The following is a 13,014-nucleotide window of genomic DNA, read 5'->3' as shown; positions in this document are numbered from 1 at the left end:
CTTTACCCTCCGACAGCGGCGAGCTGGCGCAGCGAGGCGATTTTGTCCGGACGGAAGCCGCTCCAGTGATCGTCATCCGCCATCACCACCGGCACCTGGCGGTATCCCAGTGATTTCAGGTTGTCGATCGCCTCTGGCTGGCTATCCAGGTTGATCAGCTGATAGGTAATACCCTGGCGATCCAGCGCGTTTTTGGTGGCGTTGCACTGGACACAATTATCTTTAGTGTAAATAATAATGCGCATGATTCGTATTTCCCTCTGTATGCGGAGCGGATGCCGGGAAACGAAGCAGGCGCCGCAGGTGGCGGGCTTCGTTCAACGGGACATCGGGCGTCGTGCTGATGAGATAAATACTAGATGTAGCGTTTTGTATGGTCAAGCCCACTAGATATAGGGTTTTGCGATTTGCATTTGCGTCAGTGCGGCAAAGCCAGTGGCAATGCGCCTTCAGGGGCAGGGAATTGATTTGTAAATTTTAACGCTCAAAAAACGGGCATAAAAAAGCCCCGCACGGGGCGAGGCTCGGATGATATAAGGCAGTGCGCTTAGCGGCGTGAAGCCAGCAGCACGCCGAATACCAGACCAATGGCGGCACCGACGCCGACACCGTGCCATGGTTTGTCATGCACATAAGTATCAACCTGCGCGCCAGCGTCACGGGCAACCTGAGCCACACGGTTGCTGCCGCCGTTCAGGCGTGCGCGCGTCTGCTTCAGCAACGCTTCTGCCTGGCTGCGTGCAGAATCGACTTCATCTTTAGCATCGCTGCCGTAAGATTTCAGCAGTGCTTCAAGTGAGTCAGCGAGTTCGTTAACATCCTGATTGATATCAATGTCATCGTTTTTTACGGTTCGATTAAACATTTTTTGGCTCCCTTTGATTTAAAACGTAATACTTAGTGTAGACGACCTTGCGATAAACGAGACGCGAGAATGGGCTTTAGGGAAAATTCCGAATGCCCACTCTGTCATGCTGAGGTAAGGTTGCGAAGCTTTTGAAAGAGGAGAGGATCGAGCATGTATTTACGACCAGATGAGGTAGCGCGCGTACTGGAAAAAGCGGGTTTCGAAGTGGATGAGATCACCCCACGGGCTTATGGTTATCGCCGTGGTGACAACTATGTTTATGTGAATCGTGAAGCGCGTATGGGGCGCACGGCACTGGTGATTCATCCGACACTGAAAGAGAAGAGCCAGCCGTTCGCTGAACCGGCTTCTGAAATGAAGACCTGCGATCACTACACCCAATTCCCTCTCTACCTGGCGGGTGATTCTCAGGAACATTACGGCATCCCGCACGGATTCAGTTCCCGCATGGCGCTGGAACGTTATCTACAGAGCGTTTTCGGCTAACGCATCAGGCCCCGCCGCGACGGGGCACTGAACCCCTCTCCCCAATCCTACCCCCGGCAATTCATTGCAATTCACCGCTGTGACGCGTATAAAACCCTTCACTATAGATGTTTAGACGTCCATACGGATAAAAGTGATGAGTGAACAGCAAACCCCCGCGCAGGATCAATTCAAACGCACTATGAAAGTGCGCCATCTGGTGATGTTATCGCTGGGCGGTGTCATCGGCACCGGGCTATTTTTTAACACCGGCTACATCATCTCCACCACCGGCGCGGCCGGTACGCTGCTGGCCTACCTGATTGGTGCCTTAGTGGTGTGGCTGGTGATGGTCTGCCTCGGCGAACTTTCTGTGGCGATGCCGGAAACCGGCGCGTTTCACGTCTATGCGGCGCGCAATCTGAGTCCTGCCACCGGTTATACCGTGGCCTGGCTCTACTGGCTGACGTGGACCGTGGCGCTTGGCTCCAGCCTGACGGCGGCCGGCTTCTGTATGCAGTACTGGTTTCCTCAGGTGCCGGTCTGGATCTGGTGTCTGGTGTTCTGCTGTGCCATCTATCTGCTGAATGTGATCTCAACCCGCTTCTTCGCGGAAGGGGAGTTCTGGTTCTCGCTGATTAAAGTGATCACTATTATTGCCTTCATCCTGCTCGGCGGTGCCGCAATGTTCGGTTTCATCCCGATGAAAGATGGCACTCCCGCGCCCGGCTTAAGCAATCTCACCGCGCACGGCTGGCTGCCGAACGGCGTGTTGCCGATTCTGATGACCATGGTGGCGGTTAACTTCGCTTTTTCCGGCACCGAACTGATTGGTATCGCGGCGGGTGAAACCCAGCAGCCAGAGAAAGTGCTGCCGCTGGCGATCCGCACCACCGTGGCGCGGTTGATCATCTTTTTTATCGGTACGGTGTTGGTGCTGGCAGCGCTGATCCCGATGGATCAGGCCGGGATCGTTAAGAGTCCTTTTGTGCTGGTGTTTGAAAAGATTGGTGTGCCCTGGGCTGCGGATATCATCAACTTTGTCATCCTGACCGCCATTCTGTCAGCCGCCAACTCCGGTCTGTATGCATCGGGCCGCATGCTCTGGTCACTGGCGAATGAAAATACGCTGCCGCGCGCTTTTGCCCGGGTGAATAAACGAGGCGTCCCGCTGCTGGCGATCACCGTCAGCATGATTGGCGGATTGCTGGCGCTGATCTCCAGCGTGGTCGCGCCCGATACGGTATTTGTGGCGCTGTCGGCGATATCCGGCTTTGCGGTGGTCGCCGTCTGGCTCAGCATCTGCGCCTCACATTTTGTCTTCCGTCGCCGCCACCTGCAGCAGGGAAAATCGCTGGCGCAGCTGGGCTATCGCGCGCCGCTCTATCCGCTGACGCCGGTGCTCGGGTTTCTGCTCTGTCTGCTGGCCTGCATCGGACTGGCGTTCGACCCGACCCAGCGCATCGCCCTGTGGTGTGGCATTCCGTTTGTACTGTTCTGCTACGCCGCTTACCATCTGACCCATAAATCATCGCCGAAGCCTGAGGAGGCCAATGATGTCGCATAATCCTGTCGCGCAGGCCCTGTATGAATCGCCGCTGCTGATCCTCGATGGCGCGCTGGCCACCGAACTGGAAGCGCGCGGCTGCCAGCTGGCCGATGCGCTGTGGTCAGCGAAAGTCCTGATGGAAAACCCGGAGCTGATCTACCAGGTTCACTACGACTATTTTGCCGCAGGCGCCCGCTGCGCGATTACCGCCAGCTATCAGGCGACGCCGCAGGGCTTTGCCTCTCGCGGGCTGGATCAGGCGCAGTCGCTGGCGTTAATTGCGCAGAGCGTCGAACTGGCGCGACGCGCGCGTGAAGATTATCTGGCTACCCAGCCGGACGCCAAAACTCTGCTGGTGGCTGGATCGGTTGGGCCATACGGTGCGTTTCTGGCGGATGGTTCGGAGTATCGTGGCGACTACGCGCTGCCGGAAGCGGAGATGATGGCGTTTCATCGCCCGCGCATCGCAGCGCTGCTGGCGGCCGGGGCCGACCTGCTGGCCTGTGAAACCCTGCCATCGTTTGCCGAAGCGCAGGCGCTGGCAACACTGCTGACTGAATTCCCGGACAGCACTGCCTGGTTCTCATTTACGCTGCGCGACGCGGGCCACATCAGCGACGGCACGCCGTTATCCGAAGTGGTCGGCTGGCTTAACACCCAGCCGCAGGTGGTAGCGCTGGGCGTCAACTGCGTGGCGCTGGAGAGCGTGACGCCGGCGCTGCAGCAGCTGCAGCAGCTGACCGACAAGCCGCTGGTGGTCTATCCCAACTCCGGCGAACAGTATGACGCCAGCAGCAAAACCTGGCATTCGGCGCCGTCGGGCTGCAGCCTGGAGCACAAGCTGGATGAGTGGCAGCGGGCAGGCGCGAAGCTGATTGGCGGCTGCTGTCGCACCTCACCCCAGGACATCGCGGCTATTGCGCACGCTTGTCAACCGCAATAAGGCGGTTGAATCGGGCGATGATAGCCCGATTGAGGCACGTGAAAAGGCGGGAAGGGCGGTTTACACTGTGCTTCCTGACCTTTTTGCGGAACCCTTCATGAAACAGCGAATTCTGGCTCTGGCCGCCGCGCTGCTGCTAAGCGGCTGTGCCACCATTGTCGGCAATGAAACCCAATCGGTACGCATCGACTCCCTGCCGCAGGGCGCGCGTTTTACCGTGCAGGATGAGCGCGGTTTCGCGGTCGCACAGGGTTTCACGCCGCAGACCGTTGAGCTGGAGAAATCCACCGGTCGCTACTTCGGCAAAAAACACTATCTGCTGATGCTGGAAAGCCCGGGCTATGTGCCGGTGACCATGCCGATCGAAGCGCGCGCCAACCTGTGGTATCTGCTGGGCAATATTCCGCTGGGCGGCTTCCCCGGCTGGCTGCTGGTCGATCCGTTCTATGGCGGCATGTACGACCTGAAGCCCGAGCATCCGCGTCCGTTTATGAATCCGGTCGGCGCGCGCGGCTGATTACTGCGCGGTCGGTTTCACCATGCCGCCTGGCGTTTTGTGGCGCTCCAGATACTGATGCTGGAAAATGCACATGCGGATGGTGTTACGGTATTCCCCGTTGATAAAAAACTCATGCTTTAGCACGCCTTCAATCTCGAAGCCGAGCTTGGTATAGATGTGGATCGCTTTCTCATTCTCCTGATCGACAATCAGGTAGAGCTTATACAGGTTCAGCACCGAGAAGCCGTAATCCATTGCCAGCTTTGCCGCCTGGGTCGCCAGACCTTTGCCCTGATGCGCCGGATCGATAATGATCTGAAACTCGGCGCGGCGATGCACATGATTAATTTCCACCAGCTCGACCAGCCCCGCTTTCTGCCCGTCATGCTCCACCACAAAGCGCCGTTCCGTTTGATCGTGAATGTGCTTGTTGTAGAGATCGGAGAGTTCAACAAAAGCCTCATACGGCTCCTCGAACCAGTAACGCATCACGCTGGCGTTGTTATCCAGTTGATGAACAAAATGCAGATCTTCCCTTTCCAGTGGACGCAGTTTTACCGTCATGCTCTTTTCCTTTCGTTAGGCGATTGCCGCGAGTATAACGCACCAGCCTGCGGCCGCGCTGCGCTCAGTTGCACCTTAACGGTGCGCGACGGCCTCTGCTGGCAGGTCTGAAACCATTTTTCAGGCGCGTTTGGCGTTCTGGCACAGCCATTGCTTGGCTTGTATAGATAAGACTATACAACCTTGAGATGTTCACCTTGTGACGGGAGTGAAAGATGAATCAGCAAATCAGGCGGGCGGTCAGTGCAGTGGCGTTATCGGTAGCGATCGGCAGCACGATGATGGCGCAGGCGGAAGAAACCCCGGTCGCCATCGGCATTTCGGGCTGGACCGGGTTTGCACCGCTGACGCTGGCGGACAAAGCGGGCATCTTTAAAAAGCATGGTCTGGCGGCGGAGGTCAAAATGATCCCGCAAAGCAGCCGTCACCTGGCCGTGGCATCCGGCACCATTCAGTGTGCCGCCACCACGGTGGAAACCTACATCTCGTGGAACGCGGCCGGTGTGCCGATCAAGCAGATTGTCCAGCTCGACAAATCCTACGGTGCTGATGGTCTGGCGGTGCGCGGCGGAATCAACAGCATCAGCGATCTCCGGGGCAAAGTGGTGGGCGTTGACGCACCCGGCACCTCACCTTATTTCGCGCTGGCGTGGATACTCGATAAAAATGGCATGACGATGAAAGATGTCCGGCTGGCCACCCTGTCGCCGCAGGCCGCCGCACAGGCATTTACCGCCGGGCGAAACGACGCCGCCATGAGCTATGAACCCTATCTCTCCACCATCCGCAAACAGCCAGCGGCCGGGAAAATTATCGCCACCACTCTCGACTATCCGATGGTGATGGACACGTTGGGCTGCACGCCGGCCTTCCTGAAAGCCCATCCGCAGGCGGCAAAAGCGCTGGTTGAGAGCTACTTCGATGCGCTGGAGATGATCAAACAGCAGCCGGAAAAATCGTACCAGATTATGGGCGCGGCGGTGAAATCGAGCGGCAAAGCGTTCGCCGAATCTGCGAGTTATCTGCGCTGGCAGGGACGTGAAGAGAACCGGGCATTCTTCAACGGCGGCATTCAGAGCTTCAGTGATGAAGCGGGCAAACTGCTGCTGCGCGCCGGCGTAATTAAAACCATGCCGGATATCAACAGCCTCTACGATGCCAGCTTTGTCCAGTAACCGGAGATCGCCGATGGAGATCAGTAAACCTCAGCCAGCCACGCCGCCGGACACGCTGCCGGACGCACCGAAGCGCTGGCACAATCCCTTAATGGCGCCGCTAAAACCGGTCGCTGTGCGGCTGCGTATCGGCCTCGGCATCGGTTTTTTCGTGCTGTTTGTCGCGGTCTGGGCGCTGGTGACGCTGGGCGGCATGGTGTCGCCCACCTTTCTCGCCGATCCGATCACCATGCTGCAACAGGGCGTGACGCTGTTCACCGAGTACAATTTTGCGCTGGATATCGGCATGACGGTGATGCGGGTGCTGTCGGGGTTTGTACTGGCGGCGGTAATCGCGGTGCCGCTTGGCATCATGATGGGCGCATTCAAAACCTGGGAAGCGTTTCTTGAGCCTTTCGTTTCGTTTTGTCGTTATCTGCCGGCGTCCGCCTTTGTGCCGCTGCTGATCCTCTGGGCAGGCATTGGCGAGATGCAGAAAATTTTGGTGATCTTCATTGGATCATTTTTCCAGATCGTCCTGATGGTGGCGGTAACGGTCAGCAGTGCCCGACGCGATCTGGTGGAAGCCGCCTATACGCTGGGCTGCAGCAACCGATCGATAGTGCGGCGGGTGTTGATCCCCGGCGCGGCACCCGGCATTGCGGAACTGTTGCGTCTGGTACTGGGCTGGGCCTGGACCTATGTGATCGTCGCGGAGTTGATCGGATCGGAAAGCGGCATCGGCCATATGATCGTCGACAGTCAGGCGCTGCTGAATACCGGACAGATCATCTTTGGCATTATCGTCATCGGCCTGATTGGGCTGCTGTCCGATTACCTGTTTAAGCGGGTCAATCGTCGGCTGTTTGCATGGAGTTACCCGGCATGAAACAGAGCAAACTTAACGTACGTGGCGTCGAACGCTGGTTTCCCGGGCCGCAGGGTGAGCAAACCCAGGCGCTGCAACCGATCTCCTGGCGGGTGGAGGAGAACGACTTCGTCACCATTCTCGGCCCGTCCGGCTGCGGCAAATCGACCCTGCTGCGGATTATCGCCGGACTGGACAGCCCGACGCGCGGTGAGATCTGGCTGGATGGCGCGCCGGTCGACGGGCCCGGCGCAGATCGTGGCATGGTCTTCCAGAGCTACACCCTGTTTCCGTGGCTGACGGTGGAAGAGAACGTCTGCTTCGGCCTGCGGGAACGCGGCATCAGTACCGCACAGCAGCGGCAGCGCTGTGACTACTATCTGCATCAGGTGGGGCTGCACGGCTTCGCCCGTCACTATCCGCGCCAGCTCTCCGGCGGTATGCAGCAGCGCACCGCCATCGCCCGGGCGTTAGCCAACGATCCGAAAGTGCTGCTGATGGATGAGCCGTTTGGCGCGCTGGATAACCAGACGCGGGTGATGATGCAGGAGCTGTTACTGTCGGTCTGGCAGCAGTCACGCAAAACGGTGCTGTTCGTGACTCACGATATTGATGAGGCGATTTTCATGGCCAACAAAGTGGCGATCTTCAGTGCGCGGCCGGGGCGGATTAAACAGGAGGTGGCGGTTAACTTCGGCATTGAGCGTGATTACACCCTGAAAACCTCGCCGGCCTTTATGGCGCTCAAGGCGGAGATTACCGAGTCGATCCGCAGTGAAACGCGGCAGGCGCTGGAGCACTAAGTGCCGGACGGCAGGTGAGCACCGTCCGGCCGCTTTCAGGCACCGATCTGTTCGATGATCCGACCCTGCGCCATCCGTACCGCCCGATCGCACATGTGATCGATAACGTCAGGATCGTGGCTGACCAGCACCATGGTTAAGCCATCCTGACGCTTCAGATCGTTGAGCAGATTGAGGATCTCCGCCTGTACCGACATATCCAGCGCCGAGGTGGGTTCATCCAGCAACAGGATCTTCGGCTGCAACAGCAGGGCTCGCACAATCGCCACGCGCTGGCGCTGACCGCCGGAAAGCTGGTGCGGATAGCGATCGGCCAGCGCCGGATCGAGCCCGACGTGGCGAAAGCCCTGGTCGATGCGATCGTTGATGTTGTCACGTTTAATCAGCTTCAGCGGCTCGGCCAGCGTCCGGCGCAGCCGATGACGGGGATGCAGTGAGGCATAAGGGTCCTGAAACACCATCTGCACTTCCTGACGCAGCGCGCCGGTAAAGGCTTTGCCCGGCTCCACCTGATGACCGGCTAATTGCATCCGGCCCTGCCAGTGGGGATTCAGACCGGCCAGCACCCACAGCAGCGACGACTTCCCGCAGCCAGAGGGCCCCACCAGACCAAAACATTCCCCGGCATTAACCTCAAGGTTGACCTCGTGAACCACGGTGCGCAGCTCGTAACCCTGCTTGTGGGCGACGCTGAGATCCTGCAACTTAATCATGGTGTGCCTCCAGCGCCGCACGATCCAGCACCGGCAGCTGCTGGCCGTGGGTCGCTTTACCCGGACGGCAGGCCCACAGCGTGCGGGTATAAGGATGGGTCGCCCGCGGCAGTTCGGCGGCGGGCAGGGTATCGAGCAGACGGCCTTTGTACATCACCATCACCCGCTCACAGTGTTCCGACACCTGCTGCAAATCGTGACTGATCAGCAGCAGCCCCATATTACGCGCTTCGACCAGACCGCGAATCAGCGCCAGCACCTGATCGCGCATTGCATGATCGAGTGCTGAGGTCGGTTCATCGGCGATCAGGAAATCAGGATCGGTAATCAGGGCGATCGCCAGCATCACGCGCTGGCCCATGCCGCCAGAGAGCTGATGAGGATAGTGCTGCATCAGGCGACGTGGATCGGGCAGGCCGACCGCGTCCAGCATCTCGCAGACCTTCTCTTTACGCTCGGCGCGGCTCAGGCGACGGTGCAGAATCAGCGGCTCTTCAACCTGCCAGCCAATGGTGCGCGTCGGGTTAAGCGCATATTTCGGGTCCTGCATCACCATCGCCACCCGGTTACCGCGCAGCTGGCCCCAGCGGCGCTCCGTCAGCGTCAGCGCATCCTCGCCCGCCACCTGCAGCTGCGTAGCCTGCAGATGCAGAGCGGGGGACAGCAGCCCCATCAGGCTGCGGGCGGTCAATGATTTTCCTGAGCCGGATTCACCCACCAGCGCCACGCGCTCGCGGCCCATAGAAAAACCAATGTTGTCGACCAGCAGCGCATCATCGCTACGGATGGTCAGCCCTTGGGCGTGCAGCAGATTATCTGGCATGACGGGTATCCAGTCGGTCGCGCAGGCCATCGCCTGTCAGGTTAAAGGCCAGGCTGGCAAACAGAATGGCAGCGCCCGGAGCAGCGGCGACCCACCATTGATCGAAAATGACTTTACTGCCTTCGGCCACCATCGATCCCCATTCGGCGGTTGGCGGTTGTACGCCCATGCCGAGGAAACCGAGACCGGCAGCGGCCAGAATGATGCCGCCAAGGCTCAGTGCCGCACGCACTACTGCGGTCGGCAGACAGAGCGGCAGGATATGGCCGAACATCAGACGAAAGCCGGTGATACCCTGCATCCGCGCGGCGGCAAGGTAATCGCTACGGCGCAGCGCCAGCGTTTCGGCACGCGCCTGGCGGGCAAACGGCGGCCAGCTGGTCAGCGCCAGCGCCAGTGCGCCGTTCATCAGGCCAGGACCGAGAATCGCCACCAGCGCCAGCGCAATCACCAGATTGGGCAGCGACAGGAAGATATCGGTAATCCGCATCAGCAGGCGCTCAGTCCAGCCGCCGACGTAACCGGCGGTAATGCCGATCAGCAGGCCGGCCGGAATGGTCAGCACCAGAATCAGCGACACCAGCAGCAGGGTCGGACGCGCGCCGTAAATCACCCGCGACAGCAGATCGCGACCAAAGCCGTCGGTGCCGAACCAGTGCTGCGCCGACGGCGCCAGCAGCCGGCTCGACATGGTTTGCAGATTAGGATCGAACGGCGCAATCAGCGGTGCCAGCAGCGCCATCAGGATCAGGATGGCGACCAGCGTCAGCCCAACGGTTAACGAGGTAACGCGTTGACGGCGACGGCGTGGCCGCAGCGTTTCGAGTTCAGAAAGTTGTTGCGTCATCGGGTTCTCGGGTCGGTTAACCAGGTTAAAACATCCGCCAGGGTGTTGATCAGGATAAAGCAGCTGCCGATCAACAGGGTGGAGCCGAGAATCGCCGGCACATCGCCGGAGAACAGGGCATTGGTCATATAGCGGCCGACACCCGGCCAGGCGAAGACGGTTTCTGTCAGCACCGAGCCTTCCAGCAGCGTGGCGTAGGAGAGGGCGATCACCGTCACCAGCGTGCCCAGCACGTTCGGGAAAATGTGGCGCAGCAGGATGCGGACCCGACCGGCGCCTTTGGCCCGTGCCAGTACCACATACTCTTTGCTGCTCTCTTCCAGCAGTGCGGCCCGCAGCAGACGGGTAATTCCGGCCATTGCCAGCAGCCCGAGGATCACCACCGGCAGCCAGAGGTGAGCGATAGCGTTGCGGAACATCTCCGGCTCACCCGACAGCCAGCTGTCGATCAGCACGAAGCCGGTTTTCGGCTCAAGGGTGTAGACCCAGATATCGTCCAGTCGTCCCGGTCCGGCAGACCAGTGCAGCACTGCATAAAACAGCAGCAGACCCAGCAGGCCGAGCCAGAACACCGGCACCGAATAGCCGAGCAGGGAGATGAAGCGGGCCAGATTATCGATCCAGCTGCCCGGTTTCCACGCCGCCAGCAGCGCCAGCGTGACGCCAAATACCACGGCGAAAATCATCGCGCAGGTTGCCAGCTCAATGGTGGCGGGGAAGGTGGTCATCAGATCGCTGCTGACTGACTGATTGGTCAGCCGCGACACGCCAAGATCGCCCTGCGCCAGATGCGCAATGTAGCGCCAGAACTGCACCAGCACCGGCTGATCCAGTCCGAGATCGTGGCGCACCTGGGCATAAGTCGCTTCACTGGCGTGATCGCCGGCGATCTGCTGCACCGGATCGATCGGCGACAGATGCGACAGCATAAAGGTGAAGGCGAGCAGGCCAAGCAGGGTGACCAGCAGCGACAGGATGCTGCCGATCAGTCGCCCGCCACGCTGCCAAAAAAGCCGGGCGAACCCGGCTGTAGCAACAGACTGTGCCATTACTTGGTGACCTGCGAGTAGTACACCATGTCAGGGTTGATGCCCTGGACATAGCCTTTCAGGTTGTCACGCAGGGCGATCAGGTTCTTCGCCTGCATACCAATCACGTAAGGGGAGTTTTTCATGACTTCACGCTGCATCGCTTCATACAGGGCGACGCGTTTTTTCGGATCGCTTTCCGCCGTCGCCGCCACCACCTGCTTGTTCAGCTCCGGAATGCGCCAGTCGGAACGGAAGGCGATGGTTTTGCTGCCATCTTCCGGGTTATAGGCAAACGAGGCGGCGTTGGTGTTGGGATCAAAATAGTCCGAACCCCAGGCGTTCAGCGTGGCTTCATACTTATGCGCTTTGACGTTGGTTGAGACTTCGGAGCTCAGGCCCGGAACCACCTCGACCTTCACGCCACCTTTGGCAAAACTGCCCTGCAGCGCCTGTGCGATGTCGAGATAAGGCGGCTGATTGCTGGTGGAGAGCTTAAAGCTGACGTTGGTCAGGCCGGCTTTTTTCAGAATCGCTTTGGCTTTCTCAGGATCGTAGCTGTAAGGCGTGTCGTTGATCGCACCGAGGAAGCCTTTCGGCAGGAAGCTCTGGTGCACGTCGAACTGGCCTTTCAGCAGCTCATTGGCGATGCCTTTGTAATCCCACAGGTAACGCGCCGCTTCCCAGAACGCCGGGTTCTTCATCGTCTCGTTGGCACCGATGTTGAACTGGATGTAGTAGAGCGAGGCCATCGGAATCGCTTCGGTCTTCACGCCTGGTTTGCCGTTCAGCGCCGCGATCTGATCGGCTCCGAGGTTGCGGGCGATATCGGCATCACCCTGTTCCAGCAGCAGACGACGCGCGGCCGGTTCCGGCACGTTCTTGATCAGGATGTTTTTCATTTTTGGCGCACCGGCTGGCGAGGTCGGGTTGGCGCTCAGCAGCACCACCTGATGCATCACCACTTTGCGGATCTGATACGGGCCGCTGCCGGCTGAATGGGTTGCCAGCCAGCCGTTGCCGAAATCGCCATTTTTCTGATTCGCCATCGCGGTTTTCTCGTCGACGATCGACGAAACCGGAGCCGAAAGCAGGCTCAGCACGTAGGTCGGGCTGACGTCGGCGGTCCAGCTGATCTGCACGTGATTGTCATCGACCTTCTTCAGGAAGCCATCGACGTTATCTTTGGTCCAGCCGAGCTGCGTCAGGATGAAAGAGGGATCGAGGTTCAGTTTCACTACCCGGCCCAGCGAGAAGATCACATCTTCCGGACGCAGTGGGTTGCCGCTGGAGAATTTCGCGTCTTTACGCAGTTCAAAGGTCAGGCTGCGGTTGTCGCTGCCGGGCTGCCATGAGGTGGCCAGCGTCGGTTTCAGGTCGACCGGATTCTGCGGGTCAGACTGGACCAGGCGTTGATAAATATTGGTAAAGGCCTGCACGCTGGTGAGTTCAAACCCTTTGGCCGGATCGAAGCTATCCGCATCGTCGGTGGACTGCGCAATCACCAGTGTATCTTTGGGCGTCGCAGCCTGAGCAGAGAAGGCGGCAGCCAGCGTCAGCGCCAGCAGTGATGGAATTATAGTTTTCATGAAATTTCCTTGCCTTAAAAAAGTTACGCGAGTTTACGAAAGGGCTGATGCGAAGAATAGTCGAATATGGGCTAATCATATGCCAAAAAGGTATAAGACAAAGGTTGTGGTTATAAGAAGGTAACGTATTTGTTGCGTTATTTCCGGCGGTGCAGAAACGGAACATCAACGAAACGGTAATTGCTATTATTTACGCTTTTACCACGACCCTGCGCTGATTATAATAGCGACAAATTATTTCAGGAGAATTCAGTTGGACAGTCACCCTCGATTTATCTTTATTCTGGCAAGCTGAATTCTT

At 58.8% G+C, this 13,014-nt stretch carries 15 protein-coding genes; 7 read left to right on the top strand and 8 right to left on the bottom strand.

Going from position 1 to position 13,014, the window contains the following annotated elements; all coding sequences use genetic code 11:
• Window positions 1-2 precede the first annotated feature (2 nt).
• Window positions 3-245 carry a redoxin NrdH gene (locus tag AC6I8I_RS14705; protein WP_312055189.1) on the bottom strand — a complete coding sequence of 81 codons (243 nt, stop codon included), beginning with the start codon at window positions 243-245 and terminating at the stop codon, window positions 3-5.
• A 302-nt stretch (window positions 246-547) separates the two neighbouring features.
• On the bottom strand, window positions 548-865 hold the full coding sequence (locus AC6I8I_RS14700; RefSeq protein ID WP_031376460.1) for a DUF883 family protein: 318 nt from the start codon (window positions 863-865) through the stop codon (window positions 548-550).
• Window positions 866-1,018: 153 nt separating this feature from the next.
• Here AC6I8I_RS14700 and AC6I8I_RS14695 point away from each other — a divergent pair, with 153 nt between their 5' ends.
• The 4 genes from AC6I8I_RS14695 (at window position 1,019) to AC6I8I_RS14680 (ending at window position 4,342) form a co-directional block, all read left to right on the top strand.
• The gene (locus AC6I8I_RS14695) at window positions 1,019-1,354 is read left to right on the top strand and encodes a DUF2002 family protein (protein ID WP_031376461.1); all 336 of its coding nucleotides are present in this window, start codon (window positions 1,019-1,021) and stop codon (window positions 1,352-1,354) included.
• A gap of 136 nt (window positions 1,355-1,490) precedes the next feature.
• On the top strand, window positions 1,491-2,900 hold the full coding sequence (gene mmuP, locus AC6I8I_RS14690) for an S-methylmethionine permease (protein ID WP_497828010.1): 1,410 nt from the start codon (window positions 1,491-1,493) through the stop codon (window positions 2,898-2,900).
• Entirely contained in the window at window positions 2,890-3,825 is a 936-nt protein-coding gene (gene mmuM / locus AC6I8I_RS14685) for a homocysteine S-methyltransferase (protein WP_497828669.1), read from the top strand. The genes mmuP and mmuM overlap by 11 nt, the downstream gene beginning before the upstream one ends.
• Window positions 3,826-3,922: 97 nt before the next feature.
• Window positions 3,923-4,342, top strand: a complete 420-nt coding sequence (locus tag AC6I8I_RS14680) for a hypothetical protein (protein ID WP_031376463.1) — start codon at window positions 3,923-3,925, stop codon at window positions 4,340-4,342.
• On the opposite strand, the gene speG is transcribed toward AC6I8I_RS14680, so the two are convergent.
• The gene (gene speG / locus AC6I8I_RS14675) at window positions 4,343-4,888 is read right to left on the bottom strand and encodes a spermidine N1-acetyltransferase (protein ID WP_009088567.1); all 546 of its coding nucleotides are present in this window, start codon (window positions 4,886-4,888) and stop codon (window positions 4,343-4,345) included. It lies immediately after the preceding gene.
• Between the two features lie 278 nt (window positions 4,889-5,166).
• On the opposite strand from speG, the gene AC6I8I_RS14670 reads away from it, so the two are divergent.
• The 3 genes from AC6I8I_RS14670 to AC6I8I_RS14660 are packed head-to-tail and all read left to right on the top strand — an operon-like array spanning window position 5,167 to window position 7,713.
• Window positions 5,167-6,063, top strand: a complete 897-nt coding sequence (locus tag AC6I8I_RS14670) for an ABC transporter substrate-binding protein (RefSeq protein WP_497820691.1) — start codon at window positions 5,167-5,169, stop codon at window positions 6,061-6,063.
• A 13-nt stretch (window positions 6,064-6,076) separates the two neighbouring features.
• Entirely contained in the window at window positions 6,077-6,931 is an 855-nt protein-coding gene (locus AC6I8I_RS14665) for an ABC transporter permease (protein ID WP_497828009.1), read from the top strand.
• A complete protein-coding gene (locus AC6I8I_RS14660) occupies window positions 6,928-7,713 on the top strand; it encodes an ABC transporter ATP-binding protein (RefSeq protein WP_497820424.1) in 786 nt (261 codons plus the stop codon). The genes AC6I8I_RS14665 and AC6I8I_RS14660 overlap by 4 nt, the downstream gene beginning before the upstream one ends.
• 35 nt (window positions 7,714-7,748) lie before the next feature.
• Here the strand turns inward: AC6I8I_RS14660 and AC6I8I_RS14655 are convergent, their stop codons facing one another.
• From AC6I8I_RS14655 to AC6I8I_RS14635, 5 genes are read right to left on the bottom strand one after another with little or no spacing between them, the layout of a single operon-like run.
• Window positions 7,749-8,426 carry an ABC transporter ATP-binding protein gene (locus AC6I8I_RS14655; RefSeq protein ID WP_312055187.1) on the bottom strand — a complete coding sequence of 226 codons (678 nt, stop codon included), beginning with the start codon at window positions 8,424-8,426 and terminating at the stop codon, window positions 7,749-7,751.
• The gene (locus AC6I8I_RS14650) at window positions 8,419-9,249 is read right to left on the bottom strand and encodes an ABC transporter ATP-binding protein (RefSeq protein ID WP_497828008.1); all 831 of its coding nucleotides are present in this window, start codon (window positions 9,247-9,249) and stop codon (window positions 8,419-8,421) included. The genes AC6I8I_RS14655 and AC6I8I_RS14650 overlap by 8 nt, the downstream gene beginning before the upstream one ends.
• Complete coding sequence (locus AC6I8I_RS14645) at window positions 9,239-10,096, bottom strand: ABC transporter permease (RefSeq protein ID WP_094119797.1); 858 nt, start codon at window positions 10,094-10,096, stop codon at window positions 9,239-9,241. Before AC6I8I_RS14645 ends, AC6I8I_RS14650 begins: the two co-directional genes overlap by 11 nt.
• The gene (locus AC6I8I_RS14640; protein WP_312055185.1) at window positions 10,093-11,145 is read right to left on the bottom strand and encodes an ABC transporter permease; all 1,053 of its coding nucleotides are present in this window, start codon (window positions 11,143-11,145) and stop codon (window positions 10,093-10,095) included. Before AC6I8I_RS14640 ends, AC6I8I_RS14645 begins: the two co-directional genes overlap by 4 nt.
• Window positions 11,145-12,713 carry an ABC transporter substrate-binding protein gene (locus AC6I8I_RS14635; protein WP_312055184.1) on the bottom strand — a complete coding sequence of 523 codons (1,569 nt, stop codon included), beginning with the start codon at window positions 12,711-12,713 and terminating at the stop codon, window positions 11,145-11,147. The genes AC6I8I_RS14640 and AC6I8I_RS14635 overlap by 1 nt, the downstream gene beginning before the upstream one ends.
• Window positions 12,714-13,014: the final 301 nt, after the last annotated feature.

The organism is Pantoea sp. X-Soil-YNGN-775, assembly GCF_059730575.1.
Note: the sequence above shows the minus strand (reverse complement) of the source record. Positions and strands in the feature narration are given on the sequence as shown.